The sequence below is a fragment of the Acidovorax sp. LjRoot117 genome, from assembly GCF_964252695.1.
In the GTDB taxonomy this organism is placed as follows: Bacteria; Pseudomonadota; Gammaproteobacteria; order Burkholderiales; family Burkholderiaceae_C; genus Acidovorax.
The window spans coordinates 521,948-535,809 of record NZ_CAXUPO020000003.1 but is presented as its reverse complement, the minus strand read 5'-3'; the positions used below and the strand labels follow the sequence as shown (position 1 = coordinate 535,809).

Here is a 13,862-nt window from a genome sequence, read left to right as displayed (position 1 = left end):
TTATATGAAATCTTCGAACACGGAAAACGTCTACACGAAGCTCCAAGACGTTTGTAGTGGAGACATGAATAATGAGATATATATCATTGCCAATAATCATAGGCAAATAGACCCCATTGAAAGTGTAAAATGTTTGATTCTAAAGGTGATATTTTCAGAAAATAAAACTTCTTTTATTGAAGTGTTGAAAGGCCGAGATCTCGCAAGCGACTATTCACCCAGCCTTGAGTGCCTAGCGCGTGGACCGCGGGGAGAGCTGTATGTCGGGGAAGAAGAAGGGTTTTTTATTATACAAAATGGGCGTTCTGAAAAGCTCGACTTATCCAAAGTCGCAGATGCAGATGGATTGGTTCGTGCTATATATGTGGCAGACCAAGCCTCAGTAGAGTTTGGCATGTATTCAAATGAAATTGTTAGCTACTCGGAAGGGAGATTTGTTAAATCTGTCTTGAAGAATCCGAGTGATGCAGATGATAGTGTGCAGCGAATACATGGCTTGGGCGCAAAGTTTGCAGTTGCTGTAGGAAACGAAGGCTTAGTCGCAGTGATGCGTGATGGGAAGTGGAGCAGCGTCGCTTGCCCGAGCAATACAAAATTGCAAGCTGTGTGGTGCAAAAGTGAGCGCGAGGTATATATTGGGGGATGGGATGGCTCCGCTTGGCGCTGGGATGGGGAAGGTCGATGGGAGCCGCTTGAAATTGACTTCGATGGAGATATCACGAAGTTCCGATTTTCAGATTTTGGCGAGTTTCAGGGAAAGCTGTATGCCGCTAACAGCAAGAACGGTGTTTCGTGGCTTGATGGAAATGTCTTCCGTTTGATTCCCAAGGTGTCGTCAGAGTTCGTAACAAGGATAAGGGTTACTAATTGTGGGTTGATCGGTCTGGGAGCCTTACTGGGTGCTCCCGGCACCTGGCTGACGCGCTTTGACGGAAAAAAATGGACATCCGAACAGGTACAAATTCCTATGTAACTCACAGGTTTGTAGATCCAATATGGAAGGTGAATGACTTCGTTGCACAAAAGGAATTTCCATTCCAGATTTTTTAGATAGTCAAATCAGTACTTAAATTCCATATCAAGAGCATATTTTCTGCAAACATGAATACTAGCCTGTATGCCTTTCCACAGCTACTTGTCAATCACCTCGGCGCATGCAGCGGACTGGATTCGCTCGCGGCGCTGCCGCACATTGAGGTCCCATTAAGCATCTTGCGCCAGCAAAAAAATGATGAGCCCTACCATGTCGCTATTGAAGCTCATGGCCTTACGCTAACGCTACAGTGCATAGACCCGACCGCTATGCCTGAAGAGCAGAAATGGGGATTGCACGGCATCACCCTAGGCGTCGGCAACTGGAGTGGGGGATGGCCCGCGGGGTTCGAGGCCCGGCAAGCAACGGCTCAAGACGTTATAGCCCTTTTTTCTCCGCCGTTCGAAGAGATTATGGATATGCATCCCATGCTGTGCTTCACTCTGGAAGGCGTAGCATCTCAGGCCTTGAGTGTGATGGCAGTATTTGATACGGACAGTAGGAAACTAGTGACGTTTAGTTTGATCCGTGTGGGTTCGTGGCGTGAGTTGAAGTAATCTCTTTGGTCAAGCAATCCGGTGAGTGCTCACGGCAAGGAAGATCAACGCTTGTTGGGCCTTCTCAAGCAGGCATGGCTGGAGAGCGGCGGTGTCTACGGCTACCGCAAGCTCACGCTGGACATGCGCGACCTGGGCGAGCGTTGCGGCAAGCATCGCGTGGCGCGGTTGCTCAAGATCGAAGGCCTGCGATCGCAGACGGGCTACGGCCGCCGGCCTGGAATGCGAGGCGGCAAGCCCGCCGTGGCCGCACCAAACCATCTGAAGCGTCAGTTCAAGGTGGATGAGTCCAATCAGTCTTGGGTGACTGACATCACCTACATCCGAACCCACGAAGGCTGGCTGTACCTGGCGGTTGTGGTCGATCTGTTCTCACGCCAGGTAGTGGGCTGGTCCATGGGCAGCCGCATTGACACGAGCCTGGTCCTCGATGCACTGCTGATGGCGCTATGGCGCCGCCAGCCGCGTGCACCTGTCATGGTTCATTCCGATCAAGGCTGTCAGTTCACTGGGCATGTATGGCAAGACTTCCTGCGCGCTCACAACCTAGTCTCCAGCATGAGCCGTCGGGGCAACTGCCACGACAACGCTGTGGCCGAGAGCTTCTTCCAACTGCTCAAGCGCGAACGCATCCGCAGGCGGGTCTATGCAACCCGTGATGATGCGAGAGCGGACGTCTTCAACTACATCGAAATGTTCTACAACTCACAGCGCCGTCATTCATCGGCGGCAGGACTATCCCCTGTAGAGTTCGAACAGCGACATTCCCAACGGCTCAAAAGTGTCTAGATAAGCCGGGGCGATTCAGGATCTGTTTCACAAGCGGCCATATGATCGTCCGGGATGTGACATGTAGCTCTACTCTTGACAGGGCACTTGGTGGCAAAACTGGAGATGGAAAGCAGGCTCACCATTTGATTCCTGAAGAGATTTGGGGTAAGCATGAGGACTTCTTCAAAAAGATTGGCATGGAAGGACAAACGCGACAAAGCTGCTATGGTGTATTGATGCCTTGCAGTGAGCAGAAGGCTCGTTCTATGAGGCGTAAATTTCATCATTGCGGGAGCCATCCACTTTACTCACTGGCGACCGATGCAAAAGTCGAAAAAATCAGAAAAGATTTTGAAGGCGGAAAAATAAATGATTCTCAAGCGCGAAACAAGATAGCTCAAATTCAACAACAGAATAGAATTATTTTATCTATGCCTGGTCGAGGAACCCCGATCAGAGTCGGTTAGGATTTATTATGATTAAATACGTTCTTAGCTCGAAAGTTGAATTGGGTTGCCCAATTGGATTGGCAGAAGATTACGGATTATTTGACAAATTTTATGAAGATATACAAGCTGCCAAGAAAAAAATCGGTTCATTCCCATGGTATGCAGATCCAAATAATTGTCATTTGCCAGTCGATGCCTACTACATTACAAAGTTAAAGCGAATTAATTTTGGAATCAGGAAGCTTCACATGAATTTATACCTGGTTAACGAAGATTTCCTGAAGATAGTCAAAAATCAGCGCGGAATTTACAGCGATGAGCAAAGAGTTAATATCAAAGATAGGGCCGGAGAGGAAGTAACGGATATATCCTATTTCGTTATAAGAATAAGTGAATCAAAGTTCTATGATGCGGTAGATACGGAAAAAAGTATATTTAATGAAGATGAAGAGGGAATAAATATTAAAAAAATTTTATTTAGAAAATCCTTCAAGGAATCCTTTTTTTTACTTGATGAGCTATCTGGGGTTCAATCAACATTATTCTGTTCGGGGCCTTTTCGTGATGAGGCAATTCAAGCTGGCATTAAGGGTGTAAATTTTTTCGAAGAGACAAAAGCAAAGTGGCAATCAGGTTTTGATTTCTTGTTGAATATGGGGAAGAAAGAACCTGCCAACACAGTTTGGCCAATCTGAGTGAAAGCTCTCACAATCCCGCGTCCGTGAAGTTGAGAGCCAACGCGTGATAATTCAAATAGGTCGAGTGCGCGACGAGACTTTCATGTGAGCCTGAGCCGCTTTTCCCTTAATATTGCTCACCCGCGAGTCTTATGCGTGGGAATCGTTGTTCATCTTTAAACTCCAGATTTTCTTGATTTTGGCCACAGCGCAAGGAGCATCGACCGATCCTGAAAGCCAGTGCGCGTATTGGTACCGGTGCGACCATATCGGTGCATCACAAGAATTAACGGATGCGCAGGGTAACATCGTCTGGGCTGCGGATTACAAGGTCTGGGAAGAGGCAAAAATCAAAGCCATTGATTTTCCGATGACGGGCACTGACGGTGCGATAGCCAGGGACATCAGCGCTCCATATTCATGGTCTGTGGGTTCATCGAGAACATCAAAAGCGAAAGAAATCTCCCATTCATCGATCAGCCATTGCGCCTTCAAGGGCAGCTGTTTGATGAAGAACCGGTCTTCACCACAACCGATACCGTTACTATGACCCGGCATGTGGTCGCTTCATATCAAATGACCCCATTGGACTAGCTGGCGGCCTGAATAAATATGAATACGTTGCAAATCCACTGAATTGGATTGATCCACTGGGATTATGTAGCACGGCATTGAATCGGGCGCTAGGCGGAACAAACGGCGATGAAAAGCAGGCTCACCATCTAATCCCGGAGGAAATTTGGGGTAAGCATGAAGATTTCTTTAAAAAGATTGGGATGGGAGGTCAGTGTGACGCAGCGTCCAACGGCTTATTAATGCCTGGTAGTGATAAGAAGGCTCGATCTATGAGGCGAAAATTTTATCACTGCGGCTCTCACCCTCTTTACTCTGCATTGGTGGAAAGACAAGTAAGGCAAATAGAGCAGGATTTGACAGACAAAAAGATTGACATTGGTCAGGGTCGCAGCAAGATATGTCAACTACAGCAGCAGAACAGAATTTTGCTATCTGTACCCGGAAGGGGTACTCCAGTTCGTCTTGGTTAGGGATCAAATGAAAAAATATGTACTTAGCGCAAAGCACGATGATGGATATCCCGCCAGTTTGGCTGAGGATTATGGATTATTCGATAAATTCTATGAAAATCTACAATCGGCAAAAAAAATTATAGTGTCTTTTCCTTGGTACTCAAATTCTTGGAATTGTGAACTCCCGGAGAATTCATGCTATATAACCAAATATAAAAAAATAGACTTCGGAATTCGCAGCCTAAGCGGCGATATTTATATTGTTAGCGAGGGATTCTTGGCGGTGATGCATTCCACCGGTGCTAACTATTCTTCACCGAAGAGGATAGACGTGAGAAATCCAGCTGGCAAATATGTTTCCGGCGAGAATTATCATATTGTTCGCATTGAGTATCTGAAATTTTCGAAGGTTGCCGACTTGAAAAACAGTTTGCATGAAAAGGAGGACACAAGATTCAACCTGAGTAAATTATTTTTAAAGAATGATGTTAGTCAGTCTCTTTTCGGAGTTGATGATCTGATTGGGGAGCAAACGACTCTTTTTTGCTCAGCGCTTTTTCACGATGCAGCCATAGCGGCGAAAATTAAAGGTGTAAATTTCTACCCTGTGGAAGAAGCTAGGTGGCAAACAATGACTAGCTTTTTGACAAACGCAGGCAACAAGGAGCCACGAAACACAGTATGGCCAATTTGATTCATATTTAGAATTGAATCCGACCACGGCTCTCTATCTTCAAAAAGATCAAGCTGAATTGGCCGCGGCCAATGTCGCTAGCTGTCGCATCCCTGATGATTGCATAGACTCTAAACGCTATTAGTCAAGATCCCATCGGACTTGCGGGAGGTGCAAATCTTTTTGCGTACGCCCCAAATCGAATTACACTATCTGACCCCTCTGGCCTAGATTATCGATCTACTTTTTGGGATGCTGTCGGTCATGCCGAAAGGGATAAATATCAAGTTCATCATATAATTCCTCAAGCCGTATATGATAAGCATACCGCATTAATGAACTGTGCAGGCATCAAGAAAGACGAACCCGATAATCTTATTGGATTGCCAAAAAAAGCAGAACATGCAGGAACTCGTACTGGCCGATATTTCGGCACTTCTCCACACAACACTAGTCACTCAGAATACTCAAAAGCCGTCAATAGCGCACTTAATAAAATAGCAAAACTACCAACATGCGCTGCAAAAAAAGCTGGGGCGAAAGCATTGCAAGAAACTTTAAGAGAAGCGCTCAGAAGAAAGGGGAGCCCTCTAATGAATAGAGAAGGTTCGACCGAAGGTAGCTGGGGTTTAATTATTAATTTACCTTGAGAGCGAGTATGAAAATAGAGCGCGCACTAGAAAATGTTGATTTAATGTTTAACCGACTGAAATTTCTTATCAGCGACGAAGAGTTTTTATTTGGGATGAGTGCGGGAGTTCATGAAGAGGTTACGCACGATATCGAAGACGCAATCCGCTACTCAACAGACCAAGATATTCAAGACGCATATCCAGAAATACAATACTGGACATCCATTCTTGAATGCAATAATAAATTACTAGATTTTGAAAATGTTGGAATTGGCGAAGTCGGCAGGAGAAAAATTAACGAAAAAATATCCGCATATAGCCGTATTCTAGCGCGGGATATTGATAAAAAGGTGCGGCAACTTGATCTGCCCGATGATATCTCGTACGTCATCTCTGAGAATTTCAATGTTTTTCTTAACGAGGCTTCATACTTCGGGGAATTGTCTGATTTTCAGAAAGAGCTCCTAGATGTTTACGAGAGAAGATTTTTTCCTTGCGGGTGGAGAGGTGATTTTCCAAAGGGAAAATTAATAATCTTCTCCAAAGAAAATTTATAGTTAAATATTATACAAATCGTAGTCGAACTGGCTCTTGAGTTAGCCCTGGCTGCAGCTAATCTCGCGATGCACCGCCGCATCGCGCTCCATGTCGGCCAAGGTTTGGCGGGCAGGCTCTTGCCCGGCAATAGCGGGCTCGGCCAAGACGAGCTGGTGCAGATGACCAAGTTCGCCTGTTTTGGCAGAATTCCCATTCGCTTCGAGCACAGGTTGGACATTCACAGCCAGCTGTTTGCTGGCCGCCGCCATCTGCTCGACTCTTATTGAACGGCCGTGTAGCGACATGTAGGCCTGTCTAGGGGCTGCAGGATGCATTCTTACAAAAAATCATCAGTCTGCCATTAGGGAAGTCACCTCTCCAACCACACGGAACCCCCCCATTTTTATAGACAAGAGATAGCCTCTCCTGAAATGTGCACAATCGCTTGAAGAATGTCAGCTCATTAACGAATACATAGAAATTTTCAGATATAACATCTGAAAATTCATCAGGCAATTCTAGGAATTTTACTTTTTCTTTTATTTTTTCTGTAATCCTGGATGTGGCCGCATCGATCTGGCTAACAATTTCCTTGCCATCATCTAGTAATTCCATTTTGATATTTGTCGAGTTTAATAATTCATTTTCTGACTCTAGAATGCCAGTCCAGTATGCAACACTAGGATCGGTATCTTGCGCATCTTGACTTGTTGCAAAGTATGCGGCCTTGTCTTTGTCATAAACAACCTCCTCACCCGCATGTGGAACGTAATTTCCACTCAAAAAATTTCGATCATTTAAAATTTCCTCAAAAATCTTGACGGCTGAATCAAGATTTAAAATTAACTGAGCATTTGACATTTTAATCTCCGCCTTATTTAAGAATGTCATCCCAAGCAGCTTCAGTGGATCCCTGACTTTTCACTACTGGATTACCATCGCGACGTAACGCCTCTCTCAGTGTTTCTTATATGGCTTTTGCGCCCGCTTTCTTAGCGGCACAGGTGGGAAGCTTTGATACAGCAGTAAGAGCTTTATCTACACTATTCGAATAAGCTGAGTGACTGGTGTTGTGCATTGAGGTTCCGAAATAACGTCCCGTTCGCGTTCCCGCGTACTCTGCCTTATTGGGCAATCCAATCATATTATCTGGCCCATCTTTTTCAATTCCTGCGCAGCTCATAAGCGAAGCATGCTTATCGTAAATTTTTTGTGGAATGATGTGATGAACTTGATATTTTTCCCGTCCTAATCCTCCGACAGTATTCCAAAACGTAGATCGATAGTCCAGTCCGAGTGGATCTGCCAGAGTCAAAGGATTTGGAGTATAAACAAATAGATGTTGACCGCCTTTTAGTCCAATGGGATCTTGACTAACAAATCGTCCAACTATGGGGTCGTAGTACCTGAACCGGTTGTAATGAAGGCCGGTTTATTCATCAAACTGCTGCCCCTGGAACCGAAATGGTTGCTCAATAGCAGCCCCTGGGGTCAAATAGGGCGTCTGCCTTTCATGCCAGTGGCGGCCATTTCGTGCCGATGCGCCATCCGTCCCGGTGCGAGCCGTTGTTTCCCGCACCCGCGCCTCTCCCCAAACTTTGTAATCCGCAGCCCAAGCAGTGCCTCCCTGCTCGTAGGTCAACTCCTGCGGCGTGCCGATCTGGTCGCACTGATACCAGTAAGTGTGGTGGTCGTTCTGCGTTCCCTGCGCAGTTGCCAGCGGGACAAAGCTGCCTGGCTCATAGATGAACAGACTGCTACGTCCACGCGCTGGCTTTGCACCATCAGATCGCCATCCCACAGATACCGCGTGGCGCCGAAGGCATCGGCCTTTCCCACCCGCCTGCCCAGCGCGTCGTAAGCATAGCGGGTCGCCTGCTTTACGCCATGGCGCGTGGTGGTGGCTTCAACCAGCTGATGGTCTGCATTCCAGCGCAGATCGGTCTCACTATGGCTTTCCTGCACTCTGATTGCCCCGGGTGCGCCGAATGACCAGGAGCTGGACATCGAGCACCGGCTGACAAGGCCCAGGACGCCCAGAACCAATGGCATGGGGGTGCGCTTCAATGGCCGCATCGCAGACGTGCTCAATACCCACCGCTTCAACAGTTGCGAGGACATGCAGCAGACCTTTCAGCGCTATGTGGCGCTGTACAACCACCAATTGCCGCAGTCAGCGCTGGGCAGCAAGACGCCCATGCAGGCGATGAAAGAGTGGTACCAGGAGCGCCCGGATCTGTTTCTCAAGCGGCCATATGATCGTGCGGGATGCTACAGCTAAGCGCCTGCGCGGCGCGTTGCGCATGCCTGACCAATCAAAGCAAGTGCTGCTTTAGTTTAGGCATCGCGGTGAAATAGCCATTGTCGATTCGTGAAGAGATCCCTAAGGATTCTTAAGTAATTTTGAACGGAGTTTTTATTCGTTTGTGATCGATGACTGGGCCCGTAGATTCGATGGCTATCACCACCGAATTCATTGCCAGGAGCCATTTCATGACCTACGAAACCGCAGACGCCGTGCTGCCCGCCGCCCTGGAGCAGGTGCGCCAGGCGTCGGTGGAGCAAGGACTCTCTTACGCCGGCGGCGTGAAGCCACCCGCCGCGTGGGACCTGGTGCGCGAAGGCCAGGCCCTGCTGGTGGATGTGCGCTCCGCCGAAGAGCGAAAGTTCGTCGGCCACGTGCCCGGTAGCCTGCATGTGGCGTGGGCCACGGGCACGGCGCTCACCCGCAACCCCCGCTTCGTGCGGGAGCTGGAGGCCAAGCTCGCCAAGGACGGCGGCAAGGACGCCGTGGTGCTGCTGCTGTGCCGCAGCGGCAAGCGCTCGGTGCTCGCGGCCGAGGCGGCAGCGGCCGTCGGCTTCCGCCATGTGTTCAATGTGCTCGAAGGCTTCGAGGGCGAGATCGACGACCGCCAGCAGCGCGGCGGCAGCGATGGCTGGCGCTTTCATGGCCTGCCGTGGGTGCAGGACTGAGCAGAGCAGCGCACAAGGCACCCATGGCAAATTTCCACATCGAGCAGATCGCCGCTTCGCTGAGCGAGGTGCGCCGCGAATGGCGCGAGGCGCAAAAGAGATCGCAGGAGCCGGGGGGCCGAGAATTCCCCTCGCGCGACGCGCTGGCCCAGGTGGTCGAGCAGCTCAAGGGCGCGCTTTTTCCCATGCGCCTGGGGCCCTACGACCTGCGCCAGGAGAGCGAGGACTTCTACGTGGCGCACACGCTCGACACCGCGCTGCACACGCTGTTCACGCAGATCAGCCTGGAGCTGAAGTACAGCGCGCGCCATGAAGAGCGCCACGACGAATCAAACCCGGACCGCAGCGCAGACGGCGCGCAGGCACACGCGCTCAAGGTGACGCAGTCCTTCGCGCAGTCCCTGCCGCAAATCCGGCGCCTGCTCGACAGCGACGTGCTGGCCGCCTACCAGGGCGACCCCGCCGCGCGCAGCGTGGACGAGGTGCTGCTGTGCTACCCCGGCGTGCTGGCCATGATCCACCACCGCCTGGCCCACTGCCTGTACCAGCTGGGCCTGCCGCTGCTCGCGCGCATCGTGTCCGAGCTGGCGCACAGCCAGACCGGCATCGACATCCACCCCGGCGCGCAGATCGATGCGGGCTTTTTCATCGACCACGGTACGGGTGTCGTCATCGGCGAGACCGCTGTCATCGGCAAGCGCGTGCGGCTGTACCAGGCGGTCACGCTGGGCGCCAAGCGCTTTCCCACCGACGCGCAGGGCGTGCTGCAAAAGGGCCTGCCGCGCCACCCGGTGGTCGAGGACGACGTCGTCATCTATGCGGGCGCCACCATCCTCGGGCGTGTGACGCTGGGCAAGGGCGCGGTCATCGGCGGCAATGTCTGGCTCACGCACGACGTGGCGCCCGGCGGCAACGTGACGCAGGCCAGCACCCAGGAGTCGGGCCGCGCCCCGCGGCCTGCGGCCGCCGCCGAGGTGCTGCCATGACCACCACGCTCATCAAGGGTTTCGGCATCGCGGTGCGCCAGTCGCGCGAGGCCCAGGGCTGGTCACAGGAGCGCCTGGCCGAGCACTCGGACCTCAACCGTTCCTACGTGGGCGAGGTCGAGCGCGGCCGCGTGATCGCGTCCCTGGTCACTGTCGAAAAGCTTGCGGTGGCCCTGGGCGTGACGCCTTCCACGCTGGTCACGCGCGGCGAAGTGGTGCACACCGCCAACCTGGTGCGCGGCCTTCAGTTGGCGGCTATAGCCTGTTGAAGCCCCGCCGCAGAGCTTTGACACTCAGCGCCGCAGTTTCATCTTTTTCCCATTCAGTTTTCAACCACACGGAGTTCTCACATGTCGGCAACAGTGGGCGGTACCACCGCACTCGGCGATCACGCAGCAAGGCAACTCGCCAACGCGACCAAAACAGTCCCCCAACTGGAGACCATCAGCCCGCGCTGGCTGACGCACCTGCTGCAGTGGGTGCCGGTGGAAGCGGGCATCTACCGCCTCAACAAGGTCAAGAACCCCGAGGCGATCAAGGTCGCATGCACCGCCAAGGAGTCCGAGAACCAGCTGCCGCGCACCTTCGTGGACTACGAAGAAAATCCGCGCGAATATTTCCTCAATGCCGTGAGCACCGTGCTCGACGTGCACACCCGCGTGTCGGACCTGTACAGCAGCCCGCACGACCAGATCAAGGAGCAACTGCGCCTCACGATCGAGACGATCAAGGAAAACCAGGAAAGCGAGCTCATCAACAACCCCGACTACGGCCTGCTGGCCCAGGTGACGGAAGAGCAGCGCATCTTCCCGCTCACCGGCGCGCCCACGCCCGACGACCTGGACGAGCTGCTGACCAAGGTCTGGAAGGAGCCCGCGTTCTTCCTGGCCCATCCTCTGGCCATTGCGGCCTTCGGCCGCGAAGCGACTCGCCGCGGCACACCGCCGCCCACGGTGAGTCTGTTCGGCTCGCAGTTCATCACCTGGCGCGGCATACCGCTGATCCCGTCCGACAAGGTGCCGGTGGCCGACGGCAAGAGCAAGATCCTGCTGCTGCGCGTGGGCGACAAGCGCCAGGGGGTGGTCGGCCTGTTCCAGCCCGGCCTGCCGGGCGAGCAGGGCCCCGGCCTGTCGGTGCGCTTCATGGGCATCAACAACCATGCCATCGCGTCCTACCTGATCTCGCTGTACTGCTCGCTGGCCGTGCTGACCACCGACGCCCTGGCGGTGCTCGATGACGTCGAGATCAACAAGTACCACGACTACCCCGATACCTACAAGTAATCCGCGGTGAGCAATCTTCCATCCACGCCGCAAGGCGCAGTTCCCCACGCGCTGGAAGCGCCGATCAGCCCTGCGCTTTTGGCGCAGATGGCCACGGCGCTTTTCTCGGCCCGGCCGGGCGAGGCACCGGCTGTGCCCGCCGGCCCCGCCGCCGGGCTGCCGTCCACACCACCGGGCGCCGTCCCCGGCTTTGCACAGGCGCTGTCGCCCGTGCCGGCCGGCGTGCAGGCGCCCGTCAACATCGCGCCGCCGGGCTCGCCGCTGGTCAGCCCCGCGGGGTTCGGCCCCAGCGTGCCGGGCACGCCGATTCCGCCGGGCGTCGTTCCGGGCAGCAACATCGTCCCGGCATCGCCCACGCCCCTGGCGTCGCTGGCGCACCGGGCCCCGGCTTTGCTGCCGCACGCCACGGCGGGCAACGGCCTGCCGGACACGGTGGTCAGCGCACTGCCAGCGTACGAGCCGCGCCTGGGTGGCGCTGCGCTGGGCGTGCCCGAGGCCTCGGGCGCCAACGCCGGTTCGGTAGCGCGGAATGCGCCCACGGGCGGTGCCGCCCAGCCAGCATCGCCGTTCTACTTCCTGGCCGACCGCCACGGGCAGCCGTCCCCCAGCGGGCACCCGGCACCGTCTGCCGGCGCGCCGACGGGCGCGCCCTACGGTACTTCTCCCAACGCACTGGGCGACACCCGCATCAGCGACGAGCTGGCCCGCCAGCCCTTCGCATCGCTGCAAGGTGTGGACCTGCGCAGCGCGCCATCGGCATCGCAAGGTCCGCTGGGCCAGTCCAGTGCCGGTGCCGCGCCTGCGCAGTTCTACTTCACCGATGCGGTGGTGCTGCCCAGCGGCTACGTGACGCCGGCCAAGCCCGCGCCGCACGCCAGCGTGCCGCTGGCGGGGCAGGGCCACCACCCGCCGTTCGATGTGCACGCCATCCGCCGCGACTTCCCGGTGCTGGCCGAGCGTGTGAACGGGCGGCAGCTGGTGTGGTTCGACAACGCGGCCACCACGCACAAGCCCCGCGCGGTGATCGACCGCATCAGCTACTTCTACGAGCACGAGAACTCCAACATCCACCGCGCCGCGCACGAGCTGGCGGCGCGGGCCACCGATGCGTACGAAGGCGCGCGCCAGCGCGTGAAGACCTTCATCAACGCGCCGGATGTGAACGAGGTGATCTTCGTGCGCGGCACCACCGAGGCCATCAACCTCGTGGCCAAGAGCTGGGGCGCGCAGCATGTGGGCGAGGGCGACGAGATCATCGTCAGCAACCTGGAGCACCACGCCAACATCGTGCCCTGGCAGCAGCTGGCGGCCGCCAAGGGCGCGAAGCTGCGGGTGATTCCGGTGGACGATTCGGGCCAGGTGCTGCTCGATGAATACCAGAAGCTCCTGAACGACCGCACCAAGATCGTGGCGGTCACGCAGGTGTCCAACGCGCTGGGCACCGTGGTGCCGGTCAAGGAGATCGTGGCGCTGGCGCACCGCGCAGGGGCCAAGGCCCTGGTCGACGGCGCGCAGTCGGTCTCGCACATGCGGGTGGACGTGCAGGACCTGGATGCGGACTTCTTCGTCTTCTCGGGCCACAAGGTGTTCGGGCCGACCGGCATCGGAGTGGTCTGGGGCAAGCGCTCGGTGCTGGAAGACATGCCCCCGTGGCAGGGCGGCGGCAACATGATCGCCGACGTGACCTTCGAGAAGACGGTGTTCCAGCCCATCCCCAACAAGTTCGAGGCGGGCACCGGCAACATCGCCGACGCAGTGGGCCTGGGCGCTGCCATCGACTACGTGAACCGGGTGGGCATCGAGAACATCGCGCGCTACGAGCACGAGCTGCTGGTGTACGGCATGCAGCAGCTGTCCACCATCCGCGGCGTGCGGCTCATCGGCACCGCGGCGGACAAGGCCAGCGTGATGTCGTTCGTGCTGGCGGGCTACTCCACCGAGGAGGTCGGCAAGGCCTTGAATGAGGAGGGCATTGCCGTGCGCACCGGCCACCACTGCGCGCAGCCCATCCTGCGCCGCTTTGGTGTGGAGACCACGGTGCGGCCGTCGCTGGCGTTCTACAACACCTTCGATGAGATCGACCGCCTCACGGCGGTGGTCCGCAGGCTGGCCGCGCAGCGGATCTGACGGCTGCGAAGCTCGTTCGCTCTGGCGCGGGCGCTTCACCTCAAGGGGTGGAGCGCCCGCGGTCCTTGGGGCCTGCAGGTGGCCGGGTGGTGCGTGCCCTGGTGGGCGGTGCCGTGCAGCGCATCGGCCCCGGCGT

General features: G+C 54.9%; 18 protein-coding genes and 4 pseudogenes. 17 read left to right on the top strand and 5 right to left on the bottom strand.

Translation table 11 applies throughout. The features are described 5' to 3' along the window. Positions 1-4: 4 nt before the first annotated feature. The 6 genes and pseudogenes from ACSQ3D_RS12155 to ACSQ3D_RS12130 all read left to right on the top strand — a co-directional run. Complete coding sequence (locus ACSQ3D_RS12155; RefSeq protein WP_436127054.1) at positions 5-973, top strand: hypothetical protein; 969 nt, start codon at positions 5-7, stop codon at positions 971-973. Between the two features lie 128 nt (positions 974-1,101). Beyond that, positions 1,102-1,590, top strand: a complete 489-nt coding sequence (locus ACSQ3D_RS12150; protein WP_436127053.1) for a hypothetical protein — start codon at positions 1,102-1,104, stop codon at positions 1,588-1,590. A gap of 6 nt (positions 1,591-1,596) precedes the next feature. Continuing rightward, a pseudogene (locus ACSQ3D_RS12145) lies at positions 1,597-2,379 on the top strand (IS3 family transposase); the annotation flags it as partial. 41 nt (positions 2,380-2,420) lie between these two features. Then, on the top strand, positions 2,421-2,828 hold the full coding sequence (locus ACSQ3D_RS12140) for an AHH domain-containing protein (protein ID WP_436127052.1): 408 nt from the start codon (positions 2,421-2,423) through the stop codon (positions 2,826-2,828). An 8-nt stretch (positions 2,829-2,836) separates the two neighbouring features. Further along, positions 2,837-3,505, top strand: a complete 669-nt coding sequence (locus ACSQ3D_RS12135) for an Imm43 family immunity protein (RefSeq protein ID WP_436127051.1) — start codon at positions 2,837-2,839, stop codon at positions 3,503-3,505. Positions 3,506-3,620: 115 nt separating this feature from the next. Then, a pseudogene (locus ACSQ3D_RS12130) lies at positions 3,621-3,785 on the top strand (hypothetical protein); the annotation flags it as partial. A 26-nt stretch (positions 3,786-3,811) separates the two neighbouring features. On the opposite strand, the gene ACSQ3D_RS12125 reads toward ACSQ3D_RS12130, so the two are convergent. Then, a complete protein-coding gene (locus ACSQ3D_RS12125; RefSeq protein WP_436127215.1) occupies positions 3,812-4,045 on the bottom strand; it encodes a hypothetical protein in 234 nt (77 codons plus the stop codon). An 11-nt stretch (positions 4,046-4,056) separates the two neighbouring features. Here ACSQ3D_RS12125 and ACSQ3D_RS12120 point away from each other — a divergent pair, with 11 nt between their 5' ends. The 5 genes from ACSQ3D_RS12120 to ACSQ3D_RS12100 all read left to right on the top strand — a co-directional run bounded on the left by ACSQ3D_RS12120 (position 4,057) and on the right by ACSQ3D_RS12100 (position 6,644). Then, the gene (locus ACSQ3D_RS12120; RefSeq protein WP_436127211.1) at positions 4,057-4,533 is read left to right on the top strand and encodes an AHH domain-containing protein; all 477 of its coding nucleotides are present in this window, start codon (positions 4,057-4,059) and stop codon (positions 4,531-4,533) included. Between the two features lie 7 nt (positions 4,534-4,540). Next, a complete protein-coding gene (locus ACSQ3D_RS12115; RefSeq protein WP_436127050.1) occupies positions 4,541-5,209 on the top strand; it encodes an Imm43 family immunity protein in 669 nt (222 codons plus the stop codon). 119 nt (positions 5,210-5,328) lie between these two features. Beyond that, on the top strand, positions 5,329-5,838 hold the full coding sequence (locus ACSQ3D_RS12110) for an AHH domain-containing protein (protein ID WP_436127210.1): 510 nt from the start codon (positions 5,329-5,331) through the stop codon (positions 5,836-5,838). 8 nt (positions 5,839-5,846) lie between these two features. Then, on the top strand, positions 5,847-6,377 hold the full coding sequence (locus ACSQ3D_RS12105) for a hypothetical protein (protein ID WP_436127049.1): 531 nt from the start codon (positions 5,847-5,849) through the stop codon (positions 6,375-6,377). Positions 6,378-6,443: 66 nt separating this feature from the next. Next, entirely contained in the window at positions 6,444-6,644 is a 201-nt protein-coding gene (locus tag ACSQ3D_RS12100; protein WP_396503267.1) for a hypothetical protein, read from the top strand. A gap of 28 nt (positions 6,645-6,672) precedes the next feature. On the opposite strand, the gene ACSQ3D_RS12095 is transcribed toward ACSQ3D_RS12100, so the two are convergent. From ACSQ3D_RS12095 to ACSQ3D_RS12080, 4 genes and pseudogenes are all read right to left on the bottom strand, one after another. Beyond that, positions 6,673-7,248, bottom strand: a complete 576-nt coding sequence (locus ACSQ3D_RS12095) for a hypothetical protein (RefSeq protein WP_436127048.1) — start codon at positions 7,246-7,248, stop codon at positions 6,673-6,675. A 76-nt stretch (positions 7,249-7,324) separates the two neighbouring features. Continuing rightward, complete coding sequence (locus ACSQ3D_RS12090) at positions 7,325-7,672, bottom strand: AHH domain-containing protein (protein WP_436127209.1); 348 nt, start codon at positions 7,670-7,672, stop codon at positions 7,325-7,327. Then, a pseudogene (locus tag ACSQ3D_RS12085) lies at positions 7,658-7,777 on the bottom strand (RHS repeat-associated core domain-containing protein); the annotation flags it as partial. The gene ACSQ3D_RS12090 and the pseudogene ACSQ3D_RS12085, both read right to left, overlap by 15 nt. Positions 7,778-7,789: 12 nt before the next feature. Further along, entirely contained in the window at positions 7,790-8,158 is a 369-nt protein-coding gene (locus ACSQ3D_RS12080) for an RHS domain-containing protein (RefSeq protein ID WP_436127047.1), read from the bottom strand. A 192-nt stretch (positions 8,159-8,350) separates the two neighbouring features. Here ACSQ3D_RS12080 and ACSQ3D_RS12075 point away from each other — a divergent pair. From ACSQ3D_RS12075 to ACSQ3D_RS12050, 6 genes and pseudogenes are all read left to right on the top strand, one after another. Continuing rightward, positions 8,351-8,638: pseudogene (locus tag ACSQ3D_RS12075) on the top strand (integrase core domain-containing protein); the annotation flags it as partial. A 212-nt stretch (positions 8,639-8,850) separates the two neighbouring features. Beyond that, positions 8,851-9,330 carry a rhodanese-like domain-containing protein gene (locus tag ACSQ3D_RS12070; RefSeq protein ID WP_436127046.1) on the top strand — a complete coding sequence of 160 codons (480 nt, stop codon included), beginning with the start codon at positions 8,851-8,853 and terminating at the stop codon, positions 9,328-9,330. A gap of 23 nt (positions 9,331-9,353) precedes the next feature. Then, entirely contained in the window at positions 9,354-10,316 is a 963-nt protein-coding gene (epsC, locus tag ACSQ3D_RS12065; protein WP_436127045.1) for a serine O-acetyltransferase EpsC, read from the top strand. After that, the gene (locus tag ACSQ3D_RS12060) at positions 10,313-10,585 is read left to right on the top strand and encodes a helix-turn-helix domain-containing protein (RefSeq protein WP_056167206.1); all 273 of its coding nucleotides are present in this window, start codon (positions 10,313-10,315) and stop codon (positions 10,583-10,585) included. Before epsC ends, ACSQ3D_RS12060 begins: the two co-directional genes overlap by 4 nt. A gap of 81 nt (positions 10,586-10,666) precedes the next feature. Next, positions 10,667-11,599: a family 2A encapsulin nanocompartment shell protein gene (locus ACSQ3D_RS12055; protein WP_056167209.1), complete on the top strand. Its 933-nt coding sequence runs from the start codon at positions 10,667-10,669 to the stop codon at positions 11,597-11,599. A 6-nt stretch (positions 11,600-11,605) separates the two neighbouring features. After that, the gene (locus tag ACSQ3D_RS12050; protein WP_436127044.1) at positions 11,606-13,726 is read left to right on the top strand and encodes a family 2A encapsulin nanocompartment cargo protein cysteine desulfurase; all 2,121 of its coding nucleotides are present in this window, start codon (positions 11,606-11,608) and stop codon (positions 13,724-13,726) included. Positions 13,727-13,862 lie beyond the last annotated feature (136 nt).

Coding starts and splice junctions, on each gene's coding strand:
- ACSQ3D_RS12155 (WP_436127054.1), top strand. CDS start 5: ATGAAATCTTCGAACACGGAAAACGTCTACACGAAGCTCCAAGACGTT.
- ACSQ3D_RS12150 (WP_436127053.1), top strand. CDS start 1,102: ATGAATACTAGCCTGTATGCCTTTCCACAGCTACTTGTCAATCACCTC.
- ACSQ3D_RS12140 (WP_436127052.1), top strand. CDS start 2,421: ATGATCGTCCGGGATGTGACATGTAGCTCTACTCTTGACAGGGCACTT.
- ACSQ3D_RS12135 (WP_436127051.1), top strand. CDS start 2,837: ATGATTAAATACGTTCTTAGCTCGAAAGTTGAATTGGGTTGCCCAATT.
- ACSQ3D_RS12125 (WP_436127215.1), bottom strand. CDS start 4,045: ATGCCGGGTCATAGTAACGGTATCGGTTGTGGTGAAGACCGGTTCTTC.
- ACSQ3D_RS12115 (WP_436127050.1), top strand. CDS start 4,541: ATGAAAAAATATGTACTTAGCGCAAAGCACGATGATGGATATCCCGCC.
- ACSQ3D_RS12105 (WP_436127049.1), top strand. CDS start 5,847: ATGAAAATAGAGCGCGCACTAGAAAATGTTGATTTAATGTTTAACCGA.
- ACSQ3D_RS12100 (WP_396503267.1), top strand. CDS start 6,444: ATGCACCGCCGCATCGCGCTCCATGTCGGCCAAGGTTTGGCGGGCAGG.
- ACSQ3D_RS12095 (WP_436127048.1), bottom strand. CDS start 7,248: ATGACATTCTTAAATAAGGCGGAGATTAAAATGTCAAATGCTCAGTTA.
- ACSQ3D_RS12070 (WP_436127046.1), top strand. CDS start 8,851: ATGACCTACGAAACCGCAGACGCCGTGCTGCCCGCCGCCCTGGAGCAG.
- epsC (WP_436127045.1), top strand. CDS start 9,354: ATGGCAAATTTCCACATCGAGCAGATCGCCGCTTCGCTGAGCGAGGTG.
- ACSQ3D_RS12060 (WP_056167206.1), top strand. CDS start 10,313: ATGACCACCACGCTCATCAAGGGTTTCGGCATCGCGGTGCGCCAGTCG.
- ACSQ3D_RS12055 (WP_056167209.1), top strand. CDS start 10,667: ATGTCGGCAACAGTGGGCGGTACCACCGCACTCGGCGATCACGCAGCA.